This window comes from Paenibacillus sp. Y301 (assembly GCF_059445505.1).
On the sequence record NZ_JCAIUL010000005.1, the window covers coordinates 144992 to 160464 of the forward strand.

Annotated in this window: 15 protein-coding genes; all 15 read right to left on the reverse strand. The window is 40.4% G+C overall.

Going from position 1 to position 15473, the window contains the following annotated elements:
* Positions 1 to 119: 119 nt before the first annotated feature.
* Positions 120 to 707 (reverse strand): CDP-diacylglycerol--glycerol-3-phosphate 3-phosphatidyltransferase, encoded by a 588-nt coding sequence (pgsA, locus tag AC1D69_RS10965; protein WP_495456196.1) that lies wholly within the window; start codon positions 705 to 707, stop codon positions 120 to 122.
* Positions 708 to 955: 248 nt separating this feature from the next.
* On the reverse strand, positions 956 to 1447 hold the full coding sequence (locus AC1D69_RS10970; protein ID WP_495456389.1) for a YajQ family cyclic di-GMP-binding protein: 492 nt from the start codon (positions 1445 to 1447) through the stop codon (positions 956 to 958).
* 132 nt (positions 1448 to 1579) lie between these two features.
* Positions 1580 to 1741: a hypothetical protein gene (locus tag AC1D69_RS10975; RefSeq protein WP_495456197.1), complete on the reverse strand. Its 162-nt coding sequence runs from the start codon at positions 1739 to 1741 to the stop codon at positions 1580 to 1582.
* 87 nt (positions 1742 to 1828) lie between these two features.
* A complete protein-coding gene (locus tag AC1D69_RS10980) occupies positions 1829 to 2827 on the reverse strand; it encodes a helix-turn-helix domain-containing protein (RefSeq protein WP_495456198.1) in 999 nt (332 codons plus the stop codon).
* Between the two features lie 43 nt (positions 2828 to 2870).
* Positions 2871 to 3647, reverse strand: coding sequence for a DUF3388 domain-containing protein (locus tag AC1D69_RS10985; protein WP_495456199.1), 777 nt, complete (start codon positions 3645 to 3647; stop codon positions 2871 to 2873).
* Positions 3648 to 3832: 185 nt separating this feature from the next.
* Positions 3833 to 4090, reverse strand: a complete 258-nt coding sequence (locus AC1D69_RS10990; RefSeq protein ID WP_495456200.1) for a DUF3243 domain-containing protein — start codon at positions 4088 to 4090, stop codon at positions 3833 to 3835.
* Positions 4091 to 4190: 100 nt separating this feature from the next.
* The gene (gene ymfI / locus AC1D69_RS10995) at positions 4191 to 4919 is read right to left on the reverse strand and encodes an elongation factor P 5-aminopentanone reductase (RefSeq protein WP_495456201.1); all 729 of its coding nucleotides are present in this window, start codon (positions 4917 to 4919) and stop codon (positions 4191 to 4193) included.
* Positions 4920 to 4960: 41 nt separating this feature from the next.
* A complete protein-coding gene (yfmH, locus tag AC1D69_RS11000; protein WP_495456202.1) occupies positions 4961 to 6241 on the reverse strand; it encodes an EF-P 5-aminopentanol modification-associated protein YfmH in 1281 nt (426 codons plus the stop codon).
* A gap of 3 nt (positions 6242 to 6244) precedes the next feature.
* Positions 6245 to 7525 (reverse strand): EF-P 5-aminopentanol modification-associated protein YfmF, encoded by a 1281-nt coding sequence (yfmF, locus tag AC1D69_RS11005; protein WP_495456203.1) that lies wholly within the window; start codon positions 7523 to 7525, stop codon positions 6245 to 6247.
* 120 nt (positions 7526 to 7645) lie between these two features.
* On the reverse strand, positions 7646 to 8461 hold the full coding sequence (gene sleB, locus AC1D69_RS11010) for a spore cortex-lytic enzyme (protein ID WP_495456204.1): 816 nt from the start codon (positions 8459 to 8461) through the stop codon (positions 7646 to 7648).
* 218 nt (positions 8462 to 8679) lie between these two features.
* Positions 8680 to 11364 carry an FtsK/SpoIIIE family DNA translocase gene (locus AC1D69_RS11015; protein ID WP_495456205.1) on the reverse strand — a complete coding sequence of 895 codons (2685 nt, stop codon included), beginning with the start codon at positions 11362 to 11364 and terminating at the stop codon, positions 8680 to 8682.
* Between the two features lie 74 nt (positions 11365 to 11438).
* Positions 11439 to 11666, reverse strand: coding sequence for a YlzJ-like family protein (locus AC1D69_RS11020; protein WP_495456206.1), 228 nt, complete (start codon positions 11664 to 11666; stop codon positions 11439 to 11441).
* A complete protein-coding gene (locus AC1D69_RS11025) occupies positions 11666 to 12427 on the reverse strand; it encodes a ClpP family protease (RefSeq protein WP_495456207.1) in 762 nt (253 codons plus the stop codon). The genes AC1D69_RS11020 and AC1D69_RS11025 overlap by 1 nt, the downstream gene beginning before the upstream one ends.
* Positions 12428 to 12652: 225 nt before the next feature.
* A complete protein-coding gene (locus AC1D69_RS11030; RefSeq protein WP_495456208.1) occupies positions 12653 to 14332 on the reverse strand; it encodes a ribonuclease J in 1680 nt (559 codons plus the stop codon).
* Between the two features lie 232 nt (positions 14333 to 14564).
* The gene (dapA, locus tag AC1D69_RS11035; protein WP_495456209.1) at positions 14565 to 15446 is read right to left on the reverse strand and encodes a 4-hydroxy-tetrahydrodipicolinate synthase; all 882 of its coding nucleotides are present in this window, start codon (positions 15444 to 15446) and stop codon (positions 14565 to 14567) included.
* Positions 15447 to 15473 lie beyond the last annotated feature (27 nt).

A 15473-nucleotide genomic window follows, 5' to 3' on the forward strand; every position in this document is an offset into this window, starting at 1 on the left:
CACTTCAATAAGTTCCACAAAAACAGCCTACATCGTAGAATCATAAATGCCGTACTTTAAGAAAAGACAATAGGAAAAAATCCCTACTGCCCCAATTTCAGATATGAATGATTCCAATGTTAACTGTTAGACATATTCAATAATGTCTTATTCTTAACAAAATAATCAATTCCAGAATACAACGTGATCAAACCAGCAGCCCAAGTAGCTATAATATCAAATGGAACATCGATAAACTCGAATGGAAAGTTGTTAATCAGCATAGCAATGATCGCTACAATCTGAATAACCGTTTTGACTTTACCCCATGCACTAGCGGCGACTACCTTCCCATCCAGCAATGCAATCTGACGAAGTCCAGTAACAGCGAATTCACGACTAATAATGATAATGGCGATCCAACTGTCGCATTTCCCCATCTCAACTAATGAAATAAGAATAGCTGCTACCAGCAACTTATCTGCCAGAGGATCTAGCAGTTTGCCCAGATTGGTTACCATATTATTCTTTCGAGCAAGATAACCATCAATACCATCCGTACTGGCTGCAATAATGAAAATAATTACTGCGATCAGTTGGTTATAAGGCAATTGATAAGAATGCCATACGATCGGGTCCGGATAAAAGTTAAAGTCAACCATTAAAAACACCATCATAACAGGAATTAGAAGTATTCTAGCTACCGTAATACGATTGGGTAAATTCACAGGATAACCTCCCTGTCTTCAGTCTTTGAATCCGCCAAACGTATCTTGCAACTAAATGTCAAATTCTCGAGTCTCTCTGTCATTATCCATGCTCCCCCAATGATATAACCCAATATTCCTTAATTTATCTTTACAAGTATAATATATGGGTTATACAGTGTCAAAAAGGCATGAACCCACATTGCTGATCTATTATTTTATATAAGCATTTACAAGAGCTACTACCATGTCTTGATCCTAATACATCTTTACTTTACGTTTGTAAACTGAAGATCCAACGAAAGATCTGCTTTACGTAACAGCTGCATAATGGCTTGCAAATCATTTTTACTCTTACCCGTAACGCGAATTTGATCCCCTTGAATCTGACTCTTCACTTTTAATTTGGAATCACGAATCAACACATTTATCTTCTTAGCATTATCCTGATCAATTCCTTGTTTCAACGTTAATTTCTGACGAACAGTTCCCAACGAAGCCGGTTCGATTTTTCCGTACTCCACATTCTTCAGTGTTAATCCTCGTTTCACCATTTTGGATTGAAGGATATCAATAACTGCATTTAGTTTAAATTCATCATCGGAGATAATTACAAGTGTATCTTTGTCCAATTTCAGGCTACTCTTACTCCCTTTAAAATCGAACCTTGTTTCAATCTCTTTCTCCGCTTGGGTAAGGGCATTGTTCATTTCTTGCAAATCAAATTTGGATACAATATCAAAAGAATTTTCCGAGCTCATCATCCCACGTCCTCTCTATCAACTTACCAGTCATAATATATATGATTCTTCAAATGAAGTCTATATCCAACAAAAAAGGCACTCCTTGAGAAAACGCCTCAACAGGAACACCTTTTTTGTGAAGCATCCACGTTATCGGGTACGAGAAGGTTGCCGAAACATATCCAAAATCCCTAGATATATATGTGCAATACCAAAGCCTAAAATACCGTAACCCCATGCACCAGGAGTAAGATAGTAGCCAAGAAGACTCACTATAATTCCTAATCCCGTTACAATCCAACTTACTGTCATTTCAAGCACCTCACTTTACGGAAAATGAAAGACTCAAGATCTTGTGAATCTAGTCATATCATTCCCTATAAAGTAACTACTTATTCCTTATTCTCCTGTATCTACGTCTGGTTCTGTTGAACTAGGCGTATCTGTGCTCGTAGAATCAGAACCAGTACTTACATCAGATTTAGAAGTATCTCGTTCCAGAAGAATTCTTGATGTTGTCTTTCCATCCGTTACAACTTGACCTGCAACAGAAATTTCAGTCGCAGGAGAGTAACCTGATTTGATGTACATTCCTTGATTGTCCATATCGAAATTCAAGTCTTCTCCTTCAGTCGTATTACCGAAATACAATTTTTCGCCTTTAGAACTGGATCCTCTATAAACTTCTACCCAACTCTTGCCTCTAACCTTGATCACTACTGGAATAGGAGTAGTATCTGTTCCAGACACCTTATATATCGTGTCTTTACCTTTCTTACTATCCTGAGTCACTGTCACAGGGACTTCTTCAGGAGTCACAGGAATCTCAGGAATCTCCTCTACCGGTGGTGTCACGATCGGGTTTGTCCCACCATTAGCTTCTGGATCCGGCGTAGTTATTGTATCCCCCCCATTACCCGTGGGCTCAGTAACCGGCTTATCCACTGAAGGATCTTGAAGATCTCCTGTTATTTTCTGTCCAGAGTCCACGGTCTTATCACCTGGCTTCTCATCTAAGGAAGATACATAAATATAAATAACAACAATAATCAGGATAGGGAAGGTCCACATTAACACGGTAGACAACCATTTCACATTGCGTTCCGTAGGAGGACGATTACTCGAACGTTTCTGAATAACCGGTTCCATTGTCGCTTCAGGTTGAGACAAGGACACTTCCTTATGTTCCTCTAGCAGCTCATCTGGATTAAGACCTACCGTCTCTGCGTAAGTCTTGATAAAGGCTCTGACATAAAAACTTCCTGGGAGAACTTTATAGTCACCTGCCTCGATGGCCTCTAAATATCGCTTACGAATTTTTGTCATTTCCTGTACATCATCAAGGCTCATTCCTTTTTCAAGTCTGGCCTCTCTTAATTGTTGACCCAGTTCAGACATACCATCACCTCCTATTTCTTATAATTTTTAATGGATTAAAGGTTTATAAATCTTCCGTATAGGCATTGGTAAATGTATCATATACAATCTCTTCATCAGGATTATTTCGAAGTTCAATAATAATATCGAAATCATCAAATGTATATTCGGACTCTTGAACAAAAATATCCGGGTGCTCAATCACTTTAGTACTAGGCATATTCATAATATCCTGTAGTAAATTATAGTGTTTCTCACTGGATCTAATCGTACTTACAATCCCATCTATAATGAAAATATGATTTGGATTCATTTCATCCTCTGACAGCTGACTTCGTATCGTTTGACGAAGTAATGTTGAAGAAACAAACGTCCAGCGTTTCATCGCACATACGCTACCTGCAATAATAGATTCCGTTTTACCTACACGTGGCATGCCCCTTAATCCAACGACATGGTTGCCTTCCCTTTTAAATATTTCACCCAAAAAATCGACAAGCAAACCAAGCTCATCTCTTGTGAACCGAAAAGTTTTACGATCGTCTGAATCTCTGTCAATATATCTTCCATGACGTACCGCCAATTTATCGACAAGTTTCGGAGGTCGTAATGCAGAAATTGTTATATTATCAACTTTTTTAAGCATGGCTCCCATAAGTTGAATCTTCTCTTCATCGTCTGTTTCAAGAAGCATACCTCGAGTTTCGCCTTCAACACCATTAATTGTTAGTATATTGACTTCCAACATCCCCAGTAAAGAAGCAATGTCTCCCAATAATCCGGGTCTGTTTTTATGTATCCTATACTCCATGTACCATTGTTTAGACTCTTTAAAATCCATTTTAACACCTCACTAACACGTTTCCCATATATTCGACAAAACAGGCCCCTATCCCATCGGGGAGAGGCTGTATTCACATCCAACTAATCATGGGTCATGTTAATGATATATAAAATAAATATGAAAGGCAAGCATCTCTGTAATGATTATAGAAAAGCTCCCATTTGGGAGCTTTTCTCATGGAATTATGCGTTTTTTTTGGCTAATTTAACCATTAAACGGGCAATTGTCTGCCGTTCTTGTTGGTCCCCAACTTCCCACAATTCTTTTAATGCTCGGTTGGAGGAATTCTGTGGATCGACTTTTTCATCTAAGAAATCGCCGATTTCATAAGCTAATTTAGAAATGGTATCTTCACTCATTCCCATTTTTTCAGCTTGCACCACTCGTTCACCCAAGAACTTTTTCCATGTGTCAAAATTTCTAAGCACTGTTGATGACATATAAATCCTCCTTAGCTATGACGCATGAGATTTAAAATCAACAGTTGTAATATGACCTTAATTCGTCTTCATTATTCACTCTAACACTGGAAGCATTTGTTTAGGTGATCCATCCACCGTTAGGACTAATCACTTGCCCATTAATATATCCTGATTCTGGAAGAGCCAGGAAATATACAAGAGATGATATTTCATCAGGCCGTGCCAGTCTTCCAGCTGGTATTTCTTCTTCAAGCATTCGAAGTTCATCTTTTTCTAAATGGTTCAACATGGAGGTATCGACCGCACCAGGTGCCACAGCATTAACTGTAATTCCGGAAGGGGCTAGTTCTTTTGCTAAAGCTTTAGTAAAAGCATTAACGCCACCTTTACTTGTTGAGTAAAGAACTTCGCAAGAAGCCCCCGAGATTCCCCATACAGATGATATGTTGATGATACGTCCATAACGCTGAGAAATCATAAATGGCATAAAAACTTGTGTACAGAGAAACATTCCTTTTAAATTGGTTGACATCACATCATCCCAGATTTCCTCTGTTACGTCGGACAACATCCCATAATGGGATATTCCAGCATTATTCACAAGAATATCCGGCATTAAGCCATGACTTTCAAGTTTGTCACGCATGCGGCATATCTGTTCTCGATCTTTCAAGTCAGCCGTAATGGTTAGAACTTTAGCACCATGAGACATGCACAGACGTGCCACTTCATTTGCCTCTTCATGAGACTTTCCATAATGAATCACAACATTCATACCTACTAACGCGAAACGCTCTGCTATAGCCGCTCCAATCCCTCTACTAGCGCCTGTAACCAGAACTGTCATTTCCCCAAATGATTTAGTCCAGTCTCTCCCTACCTCATTGTTCAAGGGTTAACCACAACCGATACTGCAACTTGACTCCAGTCAATGTGCTCCTGTAGACATTCGTTTACATCTTGTAGTGTAATCGATTCATACACTTGTAAGATGGAGAAGAAGTCGCTACCTCGGAACTGGTATTTGGTAAATTCATGTGCGATATTCTCGGGTGAATTAAGCATCCGTAAATATCCACCCATTTTCTTTTTACGTGAGCGTTCAAAGTCTGATTCCTTAAACCCTGCCTTCACCATTACATCTACTTCTTCTTGAATTCTTTGAAGTAACAGATCGGGATCCCTTGTATCCCCACCAATGATTGAAAAGGCATACTGCGGTGAGCTGTTATATTCATAACCAAAACTATCTGAGATGAGATCTTCATCATAAAGCTTCTGATACAACGGAGTACTTGAACCAAACAGTAAATCAAGCATAAGCTTGGTAGTTAGATCCCGCTTCAGTAGTTCCTCCCCTTCAAATCCCACATGTTTCTCTTTGAAACCAAATAAACACTTAGGCATAGAAACAGCTAGTTTTTTTACACGTTTTTTCTCTGCTACTTCTACCTGTTCCTTTTCAAAGAAGCGTTCAATATTACCTTGTGGCTCATACGTTTTCTTCGCTTGATTGTTTCTCACAAGTTCAAATACTTCCTCAGGCTTAACCCCACCCACCACGAATAGAAGCATATTACTTGGATGATAAAAAGCGTTGTAGCAAGAATACAATGTTTCCTTCGTAATCGTACTTATGGACTCCACTGTACCCGCAATATCAATATGCACAGGATGAACTTTGTACATCGCTTCAATTAGACCAAAGTACACACGCCAATCCGCATTATCCTCATACATTCCAATTTCCTGACCAATAATGCCTTTTTCTTTATCCACGTTCTGATCTGTGAAATAAGGATGTTGTACAAAATTAATCAACGTTTCCAAATTAGCCTCAATATTCTCTGTCGCGGAGAACAGGTATACTGTCTGATCAAAGCTTGTAAAAGCATTTGCCGAAGCGCCTTGCGAAGCGAACGTTGCAAATATATCCCCTTGAGGTTCCTCAAACATTTTATGTTCCAAGAAATGAGCAATCCCATCAGGTACCGCTATCTCTTCTTGACCTTCTACACGAAAGTGGTTATCAACAGATCCATACTTCGTGGCAAAAGTAGCGTAGGTCTTATTGAATCCCTGCTTCGGAAGAACGTACACATGGAGGCCATTATCCATGACTTCGTAATATAGCGTTTCTTGTAAATTATCGTATTGTATACTTTTCATCCGCTATTCCTCCTTCTGCCCTTTTAGGAAATAGATCGTATCCAATTCAAATGTAGATGCTGCAGCACGCACATCCTCCACCGAAACACTCTCTACCTGTTGAACCAACTGATCTACGGTGCGTTCTTTTCCTGACAATTGACCATTGAAGTCAAAAGATATCATTTCAAAAGCAGAATCATCCATTTCACGTAACAAGTTTCGAATCATAGCCTTGGTCTGAGACATCTCCAAATCGCTAATCTCACCTGTTCGCATTTCCTCTAGTTGATTCTCAATGATCTCAACAGCCTTCTCATAATTTTGAACCTCAATGCCGGATTGAATGGTGCCGATTCCTTTATGACCATCGTAACGTGAAGAAGCATAATAAGCTAAGCTCTCTTTCTCCCGAACATTCAAGAACAGTTTCGAATGAGGATAACCTCCAAGTATTCCATTGTACATGAGTGCTGATGCATAATCGTCATCGCCATAGGTTATCGATGTACGAAGTCCCATGTTCAATTTCCCTTGATTCACATCCAACTTCTCAACGATAGTTCGAACCTCGTTAACTTCACGGAGAGACTGTTTGGATTCATATGCTACAGGATTCGTATTATCTAGGTGGAAGTGTTGTTCAACCAACTTCTGTACTTCCTCAAGCGTGGTATCTCCCACGACATAAAGATCCATGCTGGAATCATTGAGCCAATTCTGGTATGCACGATAAAGGGAATCTGGCGTAATATGATCTAAATCTTTACGTTGTCCAAGTGGATGTAAGCGATATGGCTCATTGCGACACATCTCTTCCAAACAACGCTCAGCAGCATATCGAATTTTATCATTCACAATAGACTCTAACTTTTTACGAACGTTCTCCTTCTCTGCCTGTACGTAAGCGGTTTTGAAATGGCCATCTTCTAATACAGGTCGTGTAACAACCTCACCTAAAAATGCGAAGGATGACGCAAGTAAACTCTCCTCACTCTGTACAAAGGAATCGTTAATGGTGTCCATACGAAACTGAACGATTTGGTAATCGCCCCTTTTATATACATCGAATCCAAAACCCGCACCATATAATTGTTCTAATCTTTCACGGAATTGAGTTGTTTCGGGATAAGTCTCTGTCCCCCGACGAAGTACGAACGGGGTTAATGCTGTTGTAGTTACGGTTTCTTCGGAAAGCGGGATCCCCACATACAAAGAAATGGCGAACGTTTTAAAGCGATTGGTAGGCAATACGTGAATCCGTAATCGACCTGCAATACCGTGTTCAAATCTTGTTTTATTCAAGGTCCCAATCTCCTTTATTCGTTATTATATGGAATCTGACATCGTTAATAATATCCATTCTAACCCACCTCAAAGTGAAGAAGCAACCGAAGACAAACCTTCGATTGCCTTCTTTTCTTGTTACATACAGAAAATATGTTCCCCGATCGTTTTCACTTGAGGACGTGTCCAGATCCACTTCGACGTAGCTGTCTTCGGATTGAAGTAATACAAACATCCTCCCGATGGATCCCATCCATTCAGAGCCTGCTGAACAGCCTGTCTGGCACCTTCATTAGGTTCCAAATAGATTTGCCCATCGGCTACTGCCGTAAAGGCTCCTGGTTGAAATATGACGCCTGACGGGGTATTCGGAAAGCTAGGTGACTTCACTCGATTTAGAATCACGGCCGCAACGGCAACTTGGCCTTCAAAAGGTTCACCACGGGATTCACCATAAACAGCATTCGCCATGATCTTCAGATCATTTTCAGAAAGCCCCATCGAATTAGAAGAACCTAACGCTGTCTTTTCTTCTGTTTTTTTCGTTTTTGTGGCTGTTGTTTTATTTCCCGCATTGTTATTGGGTTCCGTAGGTTTCCAATCTTTAGTGGCATTATATAGCTTTAACTTCGTCTTAGCTCCTACTACGCCATCAACCTTCATTCCGAACTCAGATTGAAACCATTTGACAGATTTCAACGTGTTATTTCCAAAGTTACTATCGATCTTGCCTGTATAAAAGCCTAAGTACTTAAGACGTCCTTGCAGCTCATATACATCTTGGCCCGACGTTCCAACTCCTAGTGCATTCGTGCTAAATACCGGTTGAGACGGTGCAAATGACTGATCCAAAGGTTCTATTGCTGCTTGAGATGTGTCATTCATAAATCCGAACGTGGAGATGGACAACAGAAGCACCAATCCTATAGAGATCCAGCCTTTCGATTTGTTCATAGTTCAGCTCTACCTTTCTGTTGTGTTTTTACAGGATGCCTAAAGTTATTATGACTTCACCATTAGCTTCCTATGCATGTCACACGACGAGTACCAGTAGAAAGATTCTTAGTTACCCGATCTAGACCCAATATGTCTCCTTTGAACATGTGAATCTGGAACTAGCTTCTATCTGCGAAAAAAAAAGAGCCTCCCCGATTGGGGAAACTCTTTTCACTTTAAGAACTAATTCTGCTCTGTTGTTGATATTGCTCCATCGATAATAGCACTTCTCGTGGTTTGCTTCCCTCGTAAGGTCCGATAATACCTCGAGCTTCCATGGAATCAATTAGACGTGCAGCACGTGTATATCCAACCCGCATTCTACGTTGTAAAAGAGACACCGATGCCTGCTTCGCTTCGAGTATCACTTGTACGGCTTGATCATAGAGTTCATCCAACATCTCATCTCCATTCCCCGTCGATTCTTCAATCTCTGGGACGAGTGATTCGTCGTATTCCGTTGGCATACCTTGATCACGTACGTAATCCACAATATTCTCCACTTCTTGATCTGTTAAATAGGCTCCTTGTACCCGAATCGGCTTCGATGAGCCCATTGGCATAAATAACATATCTCCACGACCAAGGAGTTTCTCAGCCCCTGCCATATCTAGAATGGTTCTTGAATCCACATTGGAAGAAACTCCGAATGCAATTCTAGAAGGAATATTCGCCTTAATTACACCCGTTATAACATCCACTGAAGGACGTTGGGTAGCAATGATAAGGTGAATTCCTGCTGCACGAGCCATTTGTGCGAGACGAGTAATTGCCTCTTCCACATCATTTGCCGCTACCATCATCAAGTCTGCTAACTCATCAACAATAACAACAATGAAAGGAAGCACAGCTGGTAAGTTGTCTTTCATTAATTTGTTATAGCCCTCGATATTACGAGTACCTGATTTAGAGAACAACTCATAGCGCTTCTCCATTTCAACTACAATTTTCTTAAGTGCTAGAGATGCTCGTTTGGGATCCGTCACAACGGGTGCTAGCAGATGCGGGATACCGTTATACACATTCAACTCAACCATCTTAGGATCGACCATGAGGAATTTCACTTCATCCGGTTTCGCCTTATAAAGAATACTCGTTATAATTCCATTAATGCAGACGGATTTACCCGATCCTGTCGCACCTGCTACAAGTAAATGCGGCATCTTCGCCAGATTACCAATAATCGTCTGACCTGAAATATCTCTACCAAATGCAACCGACAACTTCGAGTCTGCTTCTTGAAATATCGTAGTCTCCATCACTTCACGCATCGTAACGATGGATACTTCATTATTGGGCACTTCAATGCCTATAGCCGATTTCCCTGGGATCGGAGCTTCCATACGAATATCTTTGGCAGCGAGTGCCAACGCGATATCGTCTGTTAAGTTCACAATCCTACTGACTTTAACACCAATATCGGGTTGTATCTCATAACGTGTTACCGCTGGGCCACGTACAACTTCTAATACTTTAGCACGAACACCGAAACTTTCTAGCGTTGCTTCAAGTTTACGAGCAGTCTGCATATAATCATTTTGATCTCCAGATTTCCCTGCACTATTAGGTTTACCAAGTAGGCGGAACGGAGGTAACACATAAGGTTTTGGAGGTGGAGCCGGTGCAATGACAAGCTCTGACGACCCTTCGTCCGTAATCTCATTGAACTCATCAGTCATTTCTTGACCTGATAAAATATCCGAAGCTTGTCCATGTTCAGATGTAGGTTCACCTGAAATTTCACCGTAATTTTTCATAATTGACTCTTTTAGCTCAGCAACTTCCTGTCCTGTAAAGGCCTCTTCTAGATCATCTTCATCCGTAAGTCCCTCAGCTTTCACATGTTCAAAGAAATCACGTATAATCGGTACCGTTGGTGATATATTCTCTCTTGAAGAATCTTTGTCATCTGGCATTGGATCAGAAGTATACTGTACCTCCTCGTCAATGATTGGTTTCTCCGATTTACGTACTCTTCCTTTTCGCTGAACAGGTTCCACCATTTCAATATCATCTATGATGTTCTCAGAATCTTCTTCTGTGTAGGAATCATCTTTTTTCGCACTTTTCCCACCAAATAGTTGAAAAAATACAGGAGTATTCCTTTTGACTTTAGGAAGGATGACTTCATCAAAATCATCATCGTCATCATCCCCAGGAAGAAGTCGTCTGTTTCTTTCTGCTAACCCCCTTGTAGATGAAGTTGCCTTATTTCCGGTTGCTTGACGCATACTAAATTGCTTATGTACAAAGGAGCCGACTTTCATTACCCTAGTTCGGACAATTCGAATTAAGTCTACATAGGATAAGTTCGTGACCAGCATAAAACTAATAATAAACATGACAATCATTAGCAACTTTGATCCTATACTACCAAACAACCAAAAAAGTGCAGCATACTGGATAGCACCGACGTAACCGCCACCAATATCCTTATCCATCATTGAATGCTCAATCTGATCGGAACTTTTCAATAGATCCCCGTGCAAGTCCGATTGTGCTTGTGCAAATATACTACCCGATGTTAAACCAGATATGGGTGCTAATTTGGATTCTATACTCGAAATGCTACTCATTAGAGTAAAAGCGAACACAACAAGCAACAGCCCGCTCTTCCGCGTGTTCCACCGATTCGGCCATTTTCTGTTGATCATAACCATCAGTCCATAATATATCCCTACCAATGGCGCGACAAAATAAAATCTCCCTAATAAAAGTCCAAACATTTTGGACAATGACCAACCGACCGTCGCTTCACCGGATAAGGCAATAACAGATAGTGTAATGAGAATAATCCCATATATTTCGTATTTAAGTATGCTACCTAATGTAACCTTCCTTTTTTTCCTTCTCTTGGCCAAAAAAGTCACCCCCGAAACAACATTATACCATAATTACCCGTGGGTACCTATGTTCTGTTTATCGGTCCAAAGGATCATTTTTGTACAGAAGGAATATATCGTATCATCTGACCCGGTGCAAATGAAGGATTCAAATAATCTTGTAATGAACAATCCAGTAATCTCACAATCTGTGCGCTACTCTGGTCAATAGGCATAACCTGCATGCGTATACTTTCGATAACAATTTCTACCGTCGGTTCGGGTTCTTTGAAACTATTTTCCCAAATAATTTCCATCGGCATAACTGTATATAACGTCATTATTGTAGCCTCCCTTGCAGTTGGGCAACTTGTTGATCGTTAATCAGTAGGTTTAATTTTGCTAACGCAAGTCCAATTCCCCCGACCTCATCCATTAATCCATACTTCACTGCATCCATTCCTCCAACAGCCGTCCCAATATCTCGATTCAACTCTCCCGTTCTAAACATTAATTCCTTAAAATTCTCCACCGTAATTCTCGAATGAGAAGTTACAAATTGAACGACTCTTTCCTGCATTTTCTCCATATACTCAAATGTCTGAGGAACACCAATAACTAGTCCATTTAGGCGAATCGGATGGATCGTCATCGTAGCACTTTCAGCAATAATGGAATAAGTCGCTGCCACGGCAATAGGTACCCCTATACTATGTCCGCCACCGATCACAACGGTTACTGTTGGTTTTGTAAGAGAAGCTATCATCTCAGCAATAGCAAGACCCGCTTCCACATCCCCACCGACCGTATTCAGGACAATCACAATACCTTGAATTTCCTTACTTTGTTCAGCTGCTACAAGTTGGGGGATAATATGTTCATACTTGGTTGTTTTATTCTGAGGCGGTAGAACGACATGACCCTCAATTTGACCGATAATCGTCATGCAAAATATATTTGATTCCGCATGGGGTACCGCTGTTTGTCCTAGTTGTTCAATCGTGTTAACTACTTGAGAATCCTTATGTTGCTCTGGAACCTCCGTCTCAAAGCGTTCCTTCTCGTTCGGTACTGTCTTCTCATCATTCTTTGGATTCGTCATAGATGCCATATCTCCTTTTCATCAACCATGTCATAACCTGCTATGCTAGTATGGGAGAAAAGATACTACATTTATACTATGTATAAACTACATTACCCTTTTGATAAAACACAACTTCTCAAAACAACATAAAATGCCCCTATTCCGCAGGGAACCGTCCAATATTGCCTGCGAATAGGGGCGACTGTGTGCTTGCTTATATCTAGTCGTCTATTTATTTAGAAATTACACTTCCATAATGATAGGAAGAATCATAGGTCTGCGGCGAGTTTGTTCATACAAGAAACGCCCCAACGCATCTTTCACACCTGTTTTCAGTGATGCCCATTCATTAACCTTTTCACTCATCAACTTCTGAAGCGTACTCGAAACAATACGATTAGCTTCATCTAGAAGTCCTTCAGACTCACGTACATATACGAATCCTCTTGAGATAATGTCAGGTCCTGACATGATGCTTCCATCCTGTTTACTAAGTGTGACAACTACAACTAGTATACCATCTTGTGAAAGTAGTTTACGGTCACGAAGAACGATATTACCAACGTCTCCTACGCCTAATCCATCAATCAACACGTTTCCTGCCGTTACTTTTCCAGCTTTACGAGCTGAACCATTCACGATTTCAACGATTTCTCCAAGCTCTGTAATGAAAATGTTCTCTGATTCCACGCCTACAGATTCAGCCAACAAAGCATGTTTACGTTGCATACGGAATTCACCATGAATTGGAATGAAAAATTTCGGTTTCATCAGATTAAGCATAAGCTTCAATTCTTCCTGACTACCATGACCAGAAACGTGAACCCCAGAATTGGAACCGCTATAAATGACATCAGCACCAAGTTTGAACAACTCATCGATCGTACGACCTACAAATTTCTCATTACCAGGAACCGGCGTTGCCGCAATAATTACTGTGTCTCCAGGTAAGATATCAACTTTACGATGTGTAGAGCGAGCCATACGTGTTAACGCAGACATTGGCTCCCCTTGACTACCTGTACACAAAATAACAACACGATCAGCAGCCATCTTGTTCACTTCTTCTGGTTCAATTAACATACCGTCTGGTATGATCAAATAACCAAGTTCCGAAGCGATAGATACTACATTGACCATACTACGACCGATAACGGTTATCTTACGTCCTGTAGCTTCAGCAGCGTTAACCACTTGTTGAATACGGTGTACGTTAGAAGCAAATGTTGCAATGACAACACGTTGTGAAGCTTTGCGGAAAATATCCTCGAGTACAACACCTACATTACGTTCTGATGGTGTAAATCCAGGTTTCTCAGCATTTGTACTATCCGAAAGAAGTGCAAGTACACCTTCTTGTCCAATAGCTGCCATGCGCTGTAAATTAGCAAATTGTCCATTTACAGGAGTATGATCAAATTTGAAATCTCCGGTATGAACCACATTCCCCTCTGGAGTCGCTATGCAAATACCTACAGAATCAGGAATACTGTGATTCGTACTGAAGAACGTAGCTTTCATAGTTGAGCCAATTTGCACTTCGGAATCTTCATCAATAAGAATTCGTTTCGTTTCGCCAAGCAAATTAGCTTCTTTTAACTTATTCTCCACCAATCCAAGCGTAAGCTTGGTTCCGTATACAGGAACGTTAAGGTGTTTCAACACGTAAGGTAATCCACCGATGTGATCCTCATGTCCATGTGTTAGCAAAATGCCTCTCACTTTATCACGATTCTCTGTTAAATAAGAAATATCTGGAATAACTATATCGATTCCGAGCATATCCTCTTCTGGAAACTTCAATCCAGAATCCACTACAACAATGTCATTTGCATATTGAATGACATACATATTCTTTCCGATTTCACCGACGCCGCCCAAAGCAAATATCGTCAATTTATCGTTATTTAGTTTCTTAGACAATTGAATCTTACCCTCCTTGTATGGTTTTGGACGTGTACCATTATTTATATTATATTTCAAAAATATACCGCACCCAGTCACTTGCTCCCATTATACATGATTAAAAAGTGAAAAAACAAGTCATCTTACATGTAAGTGTTAAGCTTCCCTATTCTATAAACCTTTATTTAAAAAATGAGCACCTCTAAAGAGGTGCTCATCCAACCTATAAATAATCCCTCTTTCTTGGGAATTACAGATTAGTAATAAGGTTTCTGATGAATAATGCTTCATCTTCATTAGGAGTAATAAGAGGTAGTCGAACTCCTCCCACATCATGTCCTAGCAACTGTAAAGCATACTTAACAGCCGAAGGGTTAGGTAGTGGATCCGGACATTCAAATAAGCCCTTGAAGATAGGGAACAATTTCTGATGTAGATCAGCTGCTTTTCTTACATTACCTTCGAGATAAGAATCAATCATATTCTTCATGTCGGAACCAATAATATGACTAGCTACACTAACAATTCCATAACCACCAACAGCAAGTGTTGGAAGTGCTGAAGAGTCATCACCAGAATATACTCTGAAATCCGCAGGTGCTGATGAAGCAAGCAGCGTAATTTGTTCTAACGAGGCACATTCTTTTGTCGCTACAATATTAGGGATCTCTGCTAGGCGTAGGGTTGTCTTGACGGAGAGACTAGCAACCGTCCTACTTGGCACATTGTACAATATGACTGGAAGTTGGGTACCCTTAGCAATCGCTTCAAAATGGCGAAACATTCCTTCTTGATTAGGTCTGTTATAATAAGGAACTACTAATAGGACCCCATCAACGCCAAGCTTCTCAGCCTCTTGTGTCAAATGAATCGAATGTTGAGTATTATTGCTGCCTGTCCCCGCAATGATTTTGCACCGATCTCCCGCTTTATCAACGGCAAACCGAAATAACTCAAGTTTCTCTTCGTCACTTAACGTAGGTGATTCTCCCGTCGTTCCAGCAATGACCAAGGAATCTGATTTTTGTTCGTCAATAAGATAATCCATTAGTCTGGAGGTTTCATCCCAGTTAATACGGCCCTGATCATCAAAGGGGGTTACCATAGCTGTAATTAATCTTCCAAATTCCAATGTCGTTCCTCCTAAAAGTTTCAATAT